16 protein-coding genes are annotated in these 12,229 nt (G+C 44.3%); 7 read left to right on the forward strand and 9 right to left on the reverse strand.

Features of this window, described 5'->3' with window-relative positions; all coding sequences use genetic code 11:
• Window positions 1–44: 44 nt before the first annotated feature.
• Window positions 45–1,226: an aspartate aminotransferase family protein gene (locus AC1DFM_RS26470; protein ID WP_477079778.1), complete on the reverse strand. Its 1,182-nt coding sequence runs from the start codon at window positions 1,224–1,226 to the stop codon at window positions 45–47.
• Between the two features lie 91 nt (window positions 1,227–1,317).
• Between AC1DFM_RS26470 and AC1DFM_RS26475 the strand changes: the two genes are divergently transcribed.
• The 3 genes from AC1DFM_RS26475 to AC1DFM_RS26485 are packed head-to-tail and all read left to right on the forward strand — an operon-like array spanning window position 1,318 to window position 2,212.
• Entirely contained in the window at window positions 1,318–1,848 is a 531-nt protein-coding gene (locus AC1DFM_RS26475; protein ID WP_477079779.1) for a gamma carbonic anhydrase family protein, read from the forward strand.
• 53 nt (window positions 1,849–1,901) lie between these two features.
• The gene (locus tag AC1DFM_RS26480) at window positions 1,902–2,054 is read left to right on the forward strand and encodes a hypothetical protein (RefSeq protein WP_477079780.1); all 153 of its coding nucleotides are present in this window, start codon (window positions 1,902–1,904) and stop codon (window positions 2,052–2,054) included.
• Window positions 2,055–2,065: 11 nt separating this feature from the next.
• Entirely contained in the window at window positions 2,066–2,212 is a 147-nt protein-coding gene (locus tag AC1DFM_RS26485; protein WP_477079781.1) for a hypothetical protein, read from the forward strand.
• Here AC1DFM_RS26485 and rsgA read toward each other — a convergent pair whose 3' ends face one another.
• The 5 genes from rsgA to AC1DFM_RS26510 form a co-directional block, all read right to left on the reverse strand.
• Window positions 2,213–3,151, reverse strand: a complete 939-nt coding sequence (rsgA, locus tag AC1DFM_RS26490; protein ID WP_477079782.1) for a ribosome small subunit-dependent GTPase A — start codon at window positions 3,149–3,151, stop codon at window positions 2,213–2,215. It abuts the gene before it with no gap.
• Window positions 3,152–3,179: 28 nt separating this feature from the next.
• A complete protein-coding gene (locus AC1DFM_RS26495) occupies window positions 3,180–4,190 on the reverse strand; it encodes a vWA domain-containing protein (protein ID WP_477079783.1) in 1,011 nt (336 codons plus the stop codon).
• Between the two features lie 29 nt (window positions 4,191–4,219).
• A complete protein-coding gene (locus AC1DFM_RS26500) occupies window positions 4,220–5,212 on the reverse strand; it encodes a BatD family protein (protein ID WP_477079784.1) in 993 nt (330 codons plus the stop codon).
• A gap of 24 nt (window positions 5,213–5,236) precedes the next feature.
• The gene (locus tag AC1DFM_RS26505) at window positions 5,237–6,106 is read right to left on the reverse strand and encodes a DUF58 domain-containing protein (RefSeq protein WP_477079785.1); all 870 of its coding nucleotides are present in this window, start codon (window positions 6,104–6,106) and stop codon (window positions 5,237–5,239) included.
• A gap of 62 nt (window positions 6,107–6,168) precedes the next feature.
• Window positions 6,169–7,170 carry an AAA family ATPase gene (locus AC1DFM_RS26510; RefSeq protein ID WP_477079786.1) on the reverse strand — a complete coding sequence of 334 codons (1,002 nt, stop codon included), beginning with the start codon at window positions 7,168–7,170 and terminating at the stop codon, window positions 6,169–6,171.
• Window positions 7,171–7,459: 289 nt separating this feature from the next.
• On the opposite strand from AC1DFM_RS26510, the gene AC1DFM_RS26515 reads away from it, so the two are divergent.
• The 4 genes from AC1DFM_RS26515 to AC1DFM_RS26530 all read left to right on the forward strand — a co-directional run bounded on the left by AC1DFM_RS26515 (window position 7,460) and on the right by AC1DFM_RS26530 (window position 9,415).
• On the forward strand, window positions 7,460–7,801 hold the full coding sequence (locus tag AC1DFM_RS26515) for a hypothetical protein (RefSeq protein WP_477079787.1): 342 nt from the start codon (window positions 7,460–7,462) through the stop codon (window positions 7,799–7,801).
• A gap of 9 nt (window positions 7,802–7,810) precedes the next feature.
• Window positions 7,811–8,473 carry a peptidylprolyl isomerase gene (locus AC1DFM_RS26520; RefSeq protein ID WP_477079788.1) on the forward strand — a complete coding sequence of 221 codons (663 nt, stop codon included), beginning with the start codon at window positions 7,811–7,813 and terminating at the stop codon, window positions 8,471–8,473.
• 70 nt (window positions 8,474–8,543) lie between these two features.
• Window positions 8,544–8,924: a glycine cleavage system protein GcvH gene (gcvH, locus tag AC1DFM_RS26525; RefSeq protein WP_477079789.1), complete on the forward strand. Its 381-nt coding sequence runs from the start codon at window positions 8,544–8,546 to the stop codon at window positions 8,922–8,924.
• A 101-nt stretch (window positions 8,925–9,025) separates the two neighbouring features.
• The gene (locus AC1DFM_RS26530) at window positions 9,026–9,415 is read left to right on the forward strand and encodes a VanZ family protein (RefSeq protein ID WP_477079790.1); all 390 of its coding nucleotides are present in this window, start codon (window positions 9,026–9,028) and stop codon (window positions 9,413–9,415) included.
• Window positions 9,416–9,484: 69 nt separating this feature from the next.
• On the opposite strand, the gene AC1DFM_RS26535 is transcribed toward AC1DFM_RS26530, so the two are convergent.
• The 3 genes from AC1DFM_RS26535 to prfA all read right to left on the reverse strand — a co-directional run bounded on the left by AC1DFM_RS26535 (window position 9,485) and on the right by prfA (window position 12,210).
• On the reverse strand, window positions 9,485–10,165 hold the full coding sequence (locus tag AC1DFM_RS26535) for a YiaD family glycine zipper/OmpA-like lipoprotein (RefSeq protein WP_477079791.1): 681 nt from the start codon (window positions 10,163–10,165) through the stop codon (window positions 9,485–9,487).
• 226 nt (window positions 10,166–10,391) lie between these two features.
• Complete coding sequence (locus AC1DFM_RS26540) at window positions 10,392–10,973, reverse strand: hypothetical protein (protein WP_477079792.1); 582 nt, start codon at window positions 10,971–10,973, stop codon at window positions 10,392–10,394.
• 172 nt (window positions 10,974–11,145) lie between these two features.
• Window positions 11,146–12,210, reverse strand: coding sequence for a peptide chain release factor 1 (gene prfA / locus AC1DFM_RS26545; RefSeq protein WP_477079793.1), 1,065 nt, complete (start codon window positions 12,208–12,210; stop codon window positions 11,146–11,148).
• Window positions 12,211–12,229 lie beyond the last annotated feature (19 nt).

Raw genomic sequence — 12,229 nt, forward strand, 5'->3', positions numbered from 1 at the left:
GTAAATAACTAAAAAAAAAGGGGTAACAATTGTTACCTCTTTTTTTAAATAGTATCTGCCGCTTCGCAAATCAGCTTACAGGCCCATACAATTTCTTCCGGTGTAATAATGAGTGGAGGCACAATGCGCATACATTCTGCCGCAAAGAGGAACCAGTCCGTTACCATGCCATTGGCAATGCAATAATCAATTACTTTTTTATTGACAGGGAAATTTTCAAACTCAACAGCGATCATCAATCCAAGTGAGCGCACTGATTTAATGGCTGGATGTTGCAGATGCTGCAGAAATAATTGCTCCTTTGCTTTCACATCTTTCAGTAAATCCTCATCCAGCAAAGCTTTAAAGCCGGCAAGACCTGCGGCACAATTCACCGGATGCCCACCAAATGTGGTGATATGTCCAAGCACCGGACTGTTGGTGAGTGACCACATGATATCGCGGGAAGCAATGAAAGCGCCTAATGGCATACCACCGCCTAATGCTTTTCCCAACAGTAGAACATCGGGGACAATACCGAATTGTTCAAATGCCCACAGCGTACCATTTCTCCCGAATCCACATTGAATTTCATCCAATATCAACAGGGCGCCGGTAGCAGTACATTTATCACGAAGTGCGTGTAGCCATTTCCGTTGTGGAACGTTTACGCCGCCTTCTGCCTGCACCGTTTCTGCTATCACTGCCGCTGTACGCTCCGTGATTAATTCCAGCGACTCAAAATTATTATACTCCAGGTGTTGTATGCCTGGCAACAAGGGCCGGTACGCATTGCGCCAGTACTCGTCGCCCAGGATACTTAAGGCGCCTTGAGTTGAGCCATGATAGCTGCGGTTAAAAGCGGCGATTTCCGTTCTGCCGGTATAGCGCTTAGCCAGCTTCATAGCTCCTTCTACCGCTTCTGCACCGGAGTTGGTGAAATATACACAGTTCAGTTGTTCCGGAAGATGTTGCGTGAGCAGCGTAGCAAAAGCTACCTGTGGCGATTGCACAAATTCTCCATATACCAACAGGTGCATATATTGCTGCGCCTGTTCCTGTATGGCCTTTACCACTGCGGGATGGCAATGTCCCACATTACATACACTGATGCCGGCAATAAGATCCAGGTATCGCTTGCCATTTACATCCCACATATACATGCCGGCTGCTTTCACTATTTCCAATGCCAGCGGAGCATCGGATGTTTGCGCTACGTGCTGCAAAAAAAGTTGCCTGTTATTCATATCACTAACTACTCTGTTCTTTGCGAAGTTAGAAAACAACTGCTAATTAGTAATTGTTATATTTGTAACATAAGCATTAAAACACATTATTATGGCGCACATTATACCACTCAGAGGCATCACTCCTCAATTTCCTGAAGACTGTTTCATTGCCCCCAATGCTACCATAGTAGGGGATGTAGTAATGGGTAAAGGTTGCACAGTATGGTTCAATGCTGTGGTTCGCGGCGATGTAAACAGTATCCGCCTGGGCGAGAATGTAAACGTACAAGACGGAGCAGTGATTCACTGTACTTATCAGAAATCTAAAACCATTGTTGGTAATAATGTGTCTATTGGCCACAACGCTATCCTGCATGGCTGTACGGTAGATGATAATGTATTGATTGGCATGGGTGCTATTGTAATGGATAATGCGCATATCAGCAGTAATAGTATTATTGCCGCAGGAGCCGTAGTACTGGCTGGTACGAATGTAGAACCTGGTACTATCTACGCCGGAGTTCCCGCCAAAAAAGTAAAAGATATTGATATGGCCCTGATTAACGGGGAAATTAACCGTATTTCTAAAAACTATAGCATGTACGCCTCCTGGTACGAGGAAGCACAAGAAGTAAAATAACCGCCTTCACATGTTATAAAAAAATATTATATTGCAGGCAAATTACCCTCCCTATGAAACCTATTTTGTGCCTGCTCCTATTAGGCAGCATCCTGTTTACCGGCTGTTCATCGCAGAAAACAGGATGCCCCGCTTCCAACTACTACACGAAAGATATCAAGCAAAGCAACCGCAAGGCGGGTAAACAAATGAGTCGTTTATTCTAAAAAAATTCCTCATGCGTAAAGCCCTTCCTATTGCCTTATTGCTGACTATAATCCTGTTAGGGGCCTGTCGTACCCAAAAGAAAGGTTGTCCGCAGCCCAGACGTAACTGGGGCGCAGAAAAAGTATTGGACGAATTAGGTAAGCCGGGGAAAGGATAATCAGTATTGTTCTTCTTCGATGGTTTCCAGGATGGTAGCATAGCTAATGTACCGGTCTGCATCAATATCACCTTCCTCTACAGCAGCTTTCACCGCGCAGCCAGGCTCATTGATGTGCAAACAGTTATTGAACTGACACTGGCTCAGATAGGGTTGCATTTCCAGGAAATAATGGGATAACTCTGCCTTGGCAATATCTACGATACCAAATTCCCGTACACCAGGGGTATCTATTAAACAACCGCCAAAAGGCAGGTCGTACATTTCAGCAGAAGTAGTGGTGTGTAATCCTTTGCCACTCCAGCCACTCACGGCCTTGGTGCGCAGATCCAATCCCGGCATCAGCACATTGATCAGGGAAGATTTTCCTACCCCGGAATGCCCGGACATCAGCGTGGTTTTATCTTTCAGCAGTGCTCTTACGTCATCCACTCCTTCTTCTTTGGATGCAGATATTAACAGTACCTGGTAGCCGATACTTTCGTATAGGGCTGCCAGTTCTTCGAACTTTTCTAATTCTTTCTGTTTGTAAATATCCTTTTTGTTGAATACCAGTATTACCGGGATGTGATAAGCAGCTGCGGTAACCAGGAAACGGTCAATGAAACCCTGAGAGGTACGGGGCTCCTTCACCGTACAGATCAGCATAGCCTGATCCATATTAGCGGCTACAATATGTTTTTTGTTTTTCCCATGTGGAGAGCTACGCACAATATAGTTCTTACGGTCGCCGATGGCAGTAATCATCGCGTTCTTGGCATTGGCATCGCTATCATCCGGCGTGATGGTAACCCTATCGCCCACGGCAATAGGATTGGTAGAAGTGATGTCTTCATCTTTTTTGAAGATTCCTTTCATCCTTGCCTGAAATGTTTCGCCTGTGGCAGTTTTTACCACGTACCAGCTTCCCGTTGATTTATATACTATAGCTTCTTGCATAAGAAGCCCAAAGGTAAGACAAAACCCACTATGGTAAGCTTTTGAAAACGCTATACCGTAACACCACTTCCAGCAAAATACATCCCAGCGCAATCATGGCCAGGAGGAAGAAATGTTCTGCAAAGCGTTTATAAGAAGTGATTTCCACCTTGGTTTTCTCCAGCTGATCAATTTCACTATAAATACTTTTCAGATCAGTGGTATTGGTAGCACGGAAATATTTTCCGCCGGTTTCTTTAGATATTTTCTTCATCAGCGGCTCATCAATCTGTACATCCTGCATCACCATTTGCACGCTACCATCCGCCATAGGCATGGGGAAAGGCGCTTTACCAATGGTACCCACCCCGATGGTGTATACCCTGATTTTAAATGCTTTGGCAATATCCAGTGCCGTCAACGGATCTATGAGACCGGTGTTGTTAACTCCATCTGTAAGCAGAATGATGACTTTACTTTTCGCATGACTATTACGTAAACGATCTACAGAGGTAGCCAGTCCCATACCGATGGCGGTACCATCTTGCAGCATACCGCTTTTCACCTGCATGATCTGGTTTTTCAATACCGCATGATCTGTGGTAATAGGGCATTGCGTAAAGCTTTCTCCGGAGAAAACGACCAGGCCTATACGATCGCTGATACGTTTATCCACAAAGTCGGCGGCCACTCTTTTAGCGGCTTCCATCCGATTGGGTTGCAGGTCTTCCGCCAGCATACTACCGGAGATATCTATTGCCATTACGATATCAATACCCTCGCTATCGATACTTTCAGAGGTATTGGATGTTTGCGGCCGGGCCAGTGCTACTATTAGTGCAATGATGGCCAGGAGACGCAGCACCAGTAACAAGGGTCTGAAACGCACTTTCCAGGATACCGGCAAGCCTTTCAATCCTTCCAGGGAAGAAATCATCATCACACTTTGCCGGCCTTTGCGTCGGGCGAAGTACCAGTATATCAGCACCGGCACCAGCAGCAATAGCCACAGGAAAACCGGGTAGGCAAATTCAATATTTTTCCACGTTGAAAAATCCATCAATTTTCTAATTAAGATCCATTCTGGCTTTATGCTTGTTGTTTTTCACCTGCTGCTGCATCTTCTGCAGGACCTGTTTTCGGTTTGGTCCACTCCAGAATCTCTTCTGCCATATGCATACAATCCTCATGCTCATCAGCAGTAGGCTGCAACTTGGCGAACTTTGCCAGGTCAGCGATAGCCAGCAGGCTACGCAGTTTGTCTCTTTGCTGATTCAGCTTGGTTACTGGTTTAATATTCTGCAGCAGTTCCTCGCTGGTTTGCTCCAGCGCAGCAATGTTAAACTGATGCTCAAAGTAGGTGCGCAGAATATCCGTTAACCGGGTATAATATTGTTTAATATCCCCTTGTTGCCATAATTGTTGCTCCTTCAGTGCTTTCAATTCCTGGGAAGCAATTTCATATGGAGATACCGTAGGGACATATACTATTTTTTCTTTCAAAGGCCTTGACCGGATATACCATACCACGCCGATAGCCACCAATACAATCACCACCGGGATGAGCATAAACAGCCAGTAATCCCAGATACTCCAGGGCGCTGCCTGCACCGCTTTAATGGGTTTAAATGCTTTAGACGTATCTACCGCTACAGTATTTACATCTATTCCTATGGGCAGGGTAATGGCAGAATCGGAAGCTGCATTGGCGCCAGTAATGACTTCAAACCGCATAGGAGGAATTTCCCAGTGGCCGGAATCAAAGCTGGTGAGTGTAAATGTTTGGTGAAGAATATGCTGATCCTGGTTTACTGACGTATCTACAGAAGTACGGGTAACCACATCAAAATGGTCCAGGGAATCCGGCAATACAGGGAACAGTATTTTAAAATTAGCGTCCTTAAACTGTGCCGGCGTAAGCGTGGCGGTAAGCTGTAGTTTTATCTGCTCGCCAAGCCGGATACTGTTAGTATCTGCTTTAGCCGTTACATCTACCACCTGCTGCGCCAGCAGGCTGAAAGGATACAACAACCCCAGTAAGCAACATAAAAATATACGTCTTATAACTTGTGGTTTATACATGTTTAATTTGCGCTCCATTATAACTTAGGCCCTCTTAAGGAAAAATGTTTGTAATGCTTTCACGTAATCTTCATCCGTGCGTACACTTACCAGTTCAGCGCCACTTTTCAGGAACGCATTTTTGCAATACTGTGCATGCTGCAGGAACTGCTGTTCATAATACTGACGTACCCGGCGGTCGGCGGTATCTACCCATTGGGTAGCGCCTGTTTCCGCATCGGCCACCTGTATTAATCCAACGGGTGGTAAATCTTTATCGCGCTGATCGTATACCTGAATGCCTACTACATCGTGTCGTTTAGCAGCGATGTTTAAGGCATCCTGATAGTTGCCGGAAAGAAAATCACTCAGCATAAAAACGATGCTGCGCTTTTTAGTGGCATTATTAAAGAAACGAAGTGTTTCGTTAATATTGGTTCCCTTGCGTTTAGGCGTGAACGATAGCAATTCCCGGATAATAAAGAGTATATGTGACTTTCCTTTTTTAGGTGGAATATATTTCTCCATTCCATCGCTGAAAAAGATAACACCTACCTTATCATTATTTTTGATAGCAGAGAAAGCCAATACAGCGCAGAGTTCTGTGATCAGATCACGTTTATCCTGCTTTTGGGTACCGAAGGAAGAGCTTTCGCTCATATCCACCAATAACATCACAGTCAGCTCTCTTTCTTCTTCAAAAACTTTAACAAAAGGGTGATTGAATCGTGCTGTTACATTCCAGTCGATAGACCTTACATCATCTCCGAAATGATAATCTCTCACTTCGCTGAATGACATACCACGTCCTTTGAAGGCGCTATGATATTCGCCTGCAAAAATGTGGTTGGTAAGCCCTTTTGTTTTTATTTCTATCTGTCTTACCTTTTTTAATATTTCAGCCGTATCCATCATGAGAAATTACGAATTACAAATTACGAATAACTTTTAGCGCTTAGACTGGCTGCCAACAGCTACTATGGCACTTCTACAGCGTTCAGTATTTCGCTCAGGATGTTTACGCTGGTTACATTTTCAGCTTCCGCTTCATAGGTTAAACCAACGCGGTGACGCATTACATCGAAGCATACATTACGTACGTCTTCCGGAATTACATAACCACGGCGTTTCATGAACGCATATGACTTAGCCGCCCAGGCCAGGTTGATGCTGGCTCTCGGAGAACCGCCGTAAGCGATTAACGGCTTCAATTTATTCAGTTTATAATCTTCCGGATTACGGGTAGCAAAAACGATATCGAGAATATACTTCTCAATTTTCTCATCCATATACACTTCTTTCACGAGCTTGCGGGCTTCAGTGATATCAGAGGTCTGTATAACAGGACGGATAGGCGTAGCGGCTTCCGGATTGAGATTCTGACGAACAATCAGTTTTTCCTCTTCTTTGGTAGGGTAACCGATCACTACTTTGAGCATAAAACGGTCCACCTGCGCCTCCGGGAGGGTATAAGTACCTTCCTGTTCAATAGGGTTCTGGGTAGCCAGTACCAGGAAGGGATCATCCAGTTTAAAAGTGGTATCGCCGATGGTGATTTGTCTTTCCTGCATGGCTTCCAGCAGGGCACTCTGTACTTTTGCCGGGGCACGGTTGATTTCATCTGCCAGGATAAAGTTAGCGAAGATGGGACCTTTGCGTACCACAAACTCGTTCTTTTGCTGGTTATAAATCATAGTACCTACCACATCCGCGGGTAAGAGGTCAGGCGTAAACTGGATACGGCTGAATTTGGCGTTGATAGCGGATGACAGGGACTTGATAGACAAGGTTTTTGCCAGACCGGGTACGCCTTCCAGCAGCACGTGGCCCTGGGCCAGCAAACCGATGAGCAGTCTTTCCACCATATAACGCTGGCCAACAATTACTTTACCTAACTCCATTGTGAGCAGGTCCACGAAAGCGCTTGCCTGGTGGATCTTCTCATTCAGTTGCCGGATGTCGGACGATGTATTTTCCATGCTAATAATTTTTCAGGTGTGCTAAAATAAACATTCTCTGGTCAAATAAAACTTATCACTATGTGAACGAGCCGTTAAAGTGCTGTTAAACTTGCCACTGTGGCCATTTTAGGTCACTTATCCCTTTTTTTAGCGGGCTGGAAGCTTACAACAGCAAGCAAAAAGCTAACTTAGCGGATCATTTTGGCGGCTGATTTAGCGGATAAAGATAAAAAAGATGTTCATCCGCCAAAATACCTTTTTGCTTTAAGCTTACCGCTTTCAGCTCCACCTATAAAACAAACAGAATATGGAAGATTTCGAACAGCGCTGGCGGCCGATAGAAGATATGCTTACCGAAAGATTTGGCAAGAAACCCAATATGGAAGCCATTCTTTTCATGATCGGCGTCAATGAATTAAATAACCTGACGAAGAAAAAATACACCAAAGAACAGAAGCAGGACCTCATGCACATCGCGGTATGTACGCTCCTGAGCCAAAGTGGCTATTTTGAATTAGAGGGCCTGGATAACGAAGGATGGCCACACTTTAAAGAATTACAACCCGTCCCAAAAATGGAAATGGAAGAACAGGAAGTATTCCTGAAAGAGCATATTATTGCTTACTTTACTGACCACGAAGAAGCGTAAAAATATTTTATGAAGAAACTATTACCCCTGAGCATCCTTTTGTTGTTCTTTGTTTACGCAAGTACCGCCAAAGACAGAAGAGTGAAAATGATTACCCCTTATGGTACCATGATTATTAAATTGTATGACCAAACCCCGAAACATCGCAATAACTTCATAAAGCTGGCTAAAAAGCATTATTATGATAGTACCCTGTTTCACCGGGTGATCAATAATTTTATGATACAGGGGGGTGATCCGGATTCAAAATATGCGCATCCTGGCGATACGCTGGGCGAAGGGGATATAGGTTATACGATTCCTCCGGAATTTCAACTCGACTTATACCATCGCAAAGGAGCATTGGCTGCGGCCCGGGAAGATCGGCCAGACAAGGCTTCTTCCGGTTGCCAATTTTACATTGTGCAAGGCAAAGTATTTACAGACGAGCAATTAGATAAGCTGGAGAAAACAAAACTGGGCGGCCGCAAAATACCGGTAGATCAGCGTAGGGTATACAAAACAGAAGGAGGCACGCCTCACCTGGATCAAAACTATACCGTATTTGGACAAGTGATTAAAGGCATGGATGTAATCGATAAAATTGCAGCACTGAAAACGGATAGCCACGACAGACCACTCGAAGATGTACGGATAAAAGTGAAGGTGCTGAAAAAGTGGTGGCTATTTTAAAACCGTAACTATTCCAATTGTCAAATTCATAATACTTTCTGTATTTTTACGGCTCAAAATCAAACTTGATATGAATTTTCCGTCAAACCTGCGCTACACAAAGGACCACGAATGGGTTTTATTAGAAGGTAACGTAGCTACCATCGGTATAACTGAATTTGCACAGCGTGAATTAGGCGATATCGTTTTTGTTGACATTCCTACTGCTGGCAAAGACATCGCTGCTGAAGAAGTATTTGGTACCGTAGAAGCAGTAAAAACAGTATCTGATCTGTTTATGCCTGTTGCTGGTACTGTTAATGAAGTGAATCCTGAACTGGAGAGTTCACCAGAACTGGTAAACACAGACCCATATGGCGATGGCTGGATGGTGAAAATAACCGTTAAGAATCCTGCTGATGTAGCTGGCCTGTTAGACGCAGCTGCATACCAGGCTCTGGTAGGTGAATAATTACACCCATAACTTATTTATATACAAAAAGGACAACAGGCCACGTTATCTGCGATAGGCCTGTTGTCCTTTTTTACTAATTGCCAGCAAGTGCATATAAGATGAAACACTTTAGATATTATATTCCTGCCATACTTTGGATACTCCTGATTCTTTTTTTGTGTACCCTACCGGGAAAAGATATTCCATCCAGTTCGTTTTTAGATAAAATTCATTTCGATAAGTTTGTTCACTTTGGCTTGTTTGGAGGTATTGTATTACTCCTCAGTCTGGCCATCTACTGGCAAAAGAAATTCATTTCTCCGCTTACCCTGGTGATACTGGTAATAATGACAGCGGCTTATGGCCTTGCTATTGAGTATATACAGAAATACTGGGTAATAGGACGCAGCTTCGATATGTTTGATGTATTAGCAGATACCCTGGGGGCTATTGCAGGTGTATGGGTATTCCATATAGTACGGCGCTGGTTTCTTGCTGATAAGAAATAAAAAATCCCCCCCGCTAAAGCGGGAGGGAATGTATATCTGCTTATGAGAAATAAGTGTTCTTAATATGGATTATTGCTGACCAGCTTCTTTCTTAGCGTCGGATTTCATCTTGTCATTTGCAAAGATAGAGAACTCACAACGACGGTTAATAGCGCGGTTAGCATCTGAATCGTTTGGTACTTTAGGCTGAGATTTACCATACCAGAAGCCTTGAATACGGCTGGCAGCAATACCCTGCGCCTGCAGGAACGCCATCACCGTTTTAGTTCTTCTTTCAGATAATCCCATGTTGTATTCATCTGTACCCTTATCGTCTGTATGACCTTCCACACGTACGTAAGTATCAGGGTATTTGTTCAGAATAACAGCCAGTTGTTTGATGTTGTCCTGTGCTACAGAAGACAGATTTGATTTATCGAAACCAAATAATACGCCTGCATCAAAAGTTACGTTAATACCTTCACCTACACGTTCTACGGTAGCATTAGGCACTTCTGTTTTAATTTCCTGCGCCTGCTTATCCATTTTCTTTCCAATCAAAGCTCCACCAGCGCCACCAACTACGGCACCAATAATGGCACCCAGTGCAGTGTTACCTGCTACTTTACCGATGATAGCACCAGCTGCAGCACCACCACCTACTCCAATAGCAGCACCTTTTTTTGTATTGTCCGCGCTCTGCCAGGTTTTACAACTGAACAACATGGTTACAGATAAGACTAAAGCTACCAGAACATTGAAATTTTTCATCATAATAATTTTAAACATGAAGGTTTTTAAGCATTAGTTCCGTTGACAAAACTAATTGAAAAACTTGTAATCAAATATGTTGCCAACTTGATTTAACATTCACAACTTATTGATTGGTACTAATAAACAGGCAACAAAAATTTTGCAAGTTTTTAACACATGACAAATAGGTCATATACAATCAACACGACTGTTAACTAATAAACAATGCAAACGCCCAAAAAGATTAACCTAACAGATTTTTTAATAATCCGCCTATACCACCGCCCGTATTCGCTTGCTGCTGTTGTTGGGCGCCATTGGATAACAGGCTTTTTAAATCTTCCAGATCTACGTGTCCATCACCGTTTTTATCTAACCCACCGGATAACTGTCCCAGTATACCCTGCAAATTGATGCCCTGTGCAGAGCCACCAGTCAATGAATTGAGAATACCATCCAGGCTGAAGCTACCATTGGAAGAATCCTGTGTTTTGCTAGCCAGAGAACCTAACACAGTTGGGATTAATGAAGAAGCCAGTTGCGTAGCCACACCTTTATCCAGGTTGAATTTTTCCAACAAAGTACCTACCAGGTTATTGGAAATATTGCCTACTACGGGATTGCTGGCATCAGCAGCGCTATTGCCACCCAGTAAAGACAGTACGCCTTCGGTATTACCGTTAGCCAGTTCCTGTTGTAAACCGGATGCAATAGATTCAGTAGCGGCGCCGATAACGGCTTCATTGTGTTCATTAGGAACATCAGGGTTGTTCACCACAGCGCCCTGTGCATGTTCCCGAACGAGGTCCATTAATTGCTCTAACATTTGAAGATGATTTAGGGGGAAGAAAAGGTTTTCTATTTCCTTAGTGCTGTCACGTAAAATGAGACCGCTAACTAAATGTAGGATATTTTGAGAAATTAGCGGGCCATTGCAGAAAGATAACACAGCATTCATCTCGCTGGTATCTTTCTGCAATAACATGGCTGGTATCCCCTTAGTTTCCTTGCTTTAACTTCTCTGCGTTTTCAGCGAAGGAGAGGGCATCAATCATATCTTTGATTTCACCGTTCATGAAGGCATCCATGTTGTATACCGTCATACCAATACGGTGATCGGTAACCCGTCCCTGAGGATAGTTATAGGTACGGATTTTAGCGGAACGATCGCCGGTAGACACCAAACTTTTACGCTGGGAGGCGATGGCGTCTTCATGTTTGCGTACCGCTGCTTCATAGATGCGGGTACGTAACATTTTCATGGCGATTTCCCTGTTGGAGTGCTGGCTACGTCCTTCCTGGCACTCTACCACCACGCCGGTAGGAAGATGCGTTAACCTTACCGCCGATTCGGTTTTATTTACGTGCTGACCACCCGCACCGGAAGAGCGGAAGGTATCCATCTTAATATCTGCTTCGCGTACGTCTACGTCTACTTCTTCTGCTTCTGGTAATACCGCCACGGTAGCCGCAGAGGTATGTACACGGCCCGAGGCCTCTGTTGCCGGTACACGCTGTACACGGTGAACGCCTGATTCAAATTTCAGGGTACCATATACATCGTCGCCGCTTACTTCCATGACAATTTCCTTGTAACCACCTGCAGAACCGGGGTTTTCACTCAGCAAACTGGTGGTCCAGCCTTTCAGCTCACAAAAACGCAGATACATGCGGAACAGGTCGCCCGCAAAGAGGCTGGCCTCATCACCACCGGTACCGGCGCGGATTTCAAGAATGGCATTCTTCTCATCCTGGGGATCTTTTGGTATCAACAGGTTGCGAATGTCTTCTTCCAGCGCGGTTTTCTGCTCCTGCAGTTCTTCCGTTTCCGCTTTCGCCAGTTCGCGCATTTCGTCATCGCCACTGTCCAGCACTTCTTTATTGAATGCAATATTGTCCAGTAGTTTCAGGTAGGCGTCATATGCCTTCACGATCTTTTCCAGCTGGCGGTATTCTTTGCTCAGCTGACCAAATTTCTTGTTATCACTAACAACATCAGGGTTGGTGAGCGCCATTGATACCTGCTCGAAACGACCTTTTATAGCTTCCAGTTTGTCTATCATAATTATATTTGACTTTTGA

It is taken from the genome of Chitinophaga sp. 05T412 (assembly GCF_056396465.1).

Bases quoted from the DNA above. Each gene is read 5' to 3' on its own strand.
- AC1DFM_RS26470 (WP_477079778.1), bottom strand. From the start codon at position 1,226: ATGAATAACAGGCAACTTTTTTTGCAGCACGTAGCGCAAACATCCGAT.
- AC1DFM_RS26475 (WP_477079779.1), top strand. From the start codon at position 1,318: ATGGCGCACATTATACCACTCAGAGGCATCACTCCTCAATTTCCTGAA.
- AC1DFM_RS26480 (WP_477079780.1), top strand. From the start codon at position 1,902: ATGAAACCTATTTTGTGCCTGCTCCTATTAGGCAGCATCCTGTTTACC.
- AC1DFM_RS26485 (WP_477079781.1), top strand. From the start codon at position 2,066: ATGCGTAAAGCCCTTCCTATTGCCTTATTGCTGACTATAATCCTGTTA.
- rsgA (WP_477079782.1), bottom strand. From the start codon at position 3,151: ATGCAAGAAGCTATAGTATATAAATCAACGGGAAGCTGGTACGTGGTA.
- AC1DFM_RS26495 (WP_477079783.1), bottom strand. From the start codon at position 4,190: ATGGATTTTTCAACGTGGAAAAATATTGAATTTGCCTACCCGGTTTTC.
- AC1DFM_RS26500 (WP_477079784.1), bottom strand. From the start codon at position 5,212: ATGTATAAACCACAAGTTATAAGACGTATATTTTTATGTTGCTTACTG.
- AC1DFM_RS26505 (WP_477079785.1), bottom strand. From the start codon at position 6,106: ATGATGGATACGGCTGAAATATTAAAAAAGGTAAGACAGATAGAAATA.
- AC1DFM_RS26510 (WP_477079786.1), bottom strand. From the start codon at position 7,170: ATGGAAAATACATCGTCCGACATCCGGCAACTGAATGAGAAGATCCAC.
- AC1DFM_RS26515 (WP_477079787.1), top strand. From the start codon at position 7,460: ATGGAAGATTTCGAACAGCGCTGGCGGCCGATAGAAGATATGCTTACC.
- AC1DFM_RS26520 (WP_477079788.1), top strand. From the start codon at position 7,811: ATGAAGAAACTATTACCCCTGAGCATCCTTTTGTTGTTCTTTGTTTAC.
- gcvH (WP_477079789.1), top strand. From the start codon at position 8,544: ATGAATTTTCCGTCAAACCTGCGCTACACAAAGGACCACGAATGGGTT.
- AC1DFM_RS26530 (WP_477079790.1), top strand. From the start codon at position 9,026: ATGAAACACTTTAGATATTATATTCCTGCCATACTTTGGATACTCCTG.
- AC1DFM_RS26535 (WP_477079791.1), bottom strand. From the start codon at position 10,165: ATGAAAAATTTCAATGTTCTGGTAGCTTTAGTCTTATCTGTAACCATG.
- AC1DFM_RS26540 (WP_477079792.1), bottom strand. From the start codon at position 10,973: ATGTTAGAGCAATTAATGGACCTCGTTCGGGAACATGCACAGGGCGCT.
- prfA (WP_477079793.1), bottom strand. From the start codon at position 12,210: ATGATAGACAAACTGGAAGCTATAAAAGGTCGTTTCGAGCAGGTATCA.